The organism is Vibrio sp. 1249-1, assembly GCF_033340495.1.
In genome coordinates, this window is sequence record NZ_JAWOWJ010000704.1 from 1 (window position 1) to 635 (window position 635).

Here is a 635-nt window from a genome sequence, read left to right on the forward strand (position 1 = left end):
AAGCGAGTTTGATAACAGCGATTGAAAAAGCAGAAGCTCAATTTGGTCCAGCTGACGTGCTAGTCAACAATGCTGGCGTAATGTTGCTTGGTCAGATCGACACACAGGACGCCGCTGAATGGAAGCGTATGTTCGACGTTAACGTGCTTGGTTTGCTTAATGGTATGCACTCCGTACTTGCATCAATGAAAGCGCGCAATAGTGGCACAATAATCAACATCAGCTCTATTGCAGGTAAAAAGACGTTCCCTGACCACGCGGCATATTGTGGTACGAAGTTCGCAGTTCATGCAATTTCAGAAAATGTGCGCGAAGAAGTGGCCGCATCAAATGTGCGTGTTACGACTATTGCACCGGGCGCAGTAGAGACGGAACTGCTTTCTCACACCACTTCACAAGACATTAAAGATGGATACGATGCTTGGAAAGTGGATATGGGTGGTGTACTCGCCGCAGACGATGTCGCGCGTGCAGTAATGTTCGCTTACCAACAACCACAAAATGTCTGTATCCGAGAAATTGCGCTCGCGCCTACCAAGCAGCAACCATAATCTGGTGACAACTTAATTTTCCATATACTAAGCAAACGATTTGTTCTATATCAAAACGTTTGCTTTTTTTATATTATTAACTCA

Annotated in this window: 1 protein-coding gene; it reads left to right on the top strand. The window is 45.0% G+C overall.

Annotated elements, in window-relative coordinates; translation table 11 throughout:
• On the top strand, positions 1 to 551 hold a 551-nt coding region (locus R7Z50_RS28455), incomplete at its 5' end, for an SDR family oxidoreductase (protein WP_318149874.1).
• Between the last annotated feature and the right edge of the window lie 84 nt (positions 552 to 635).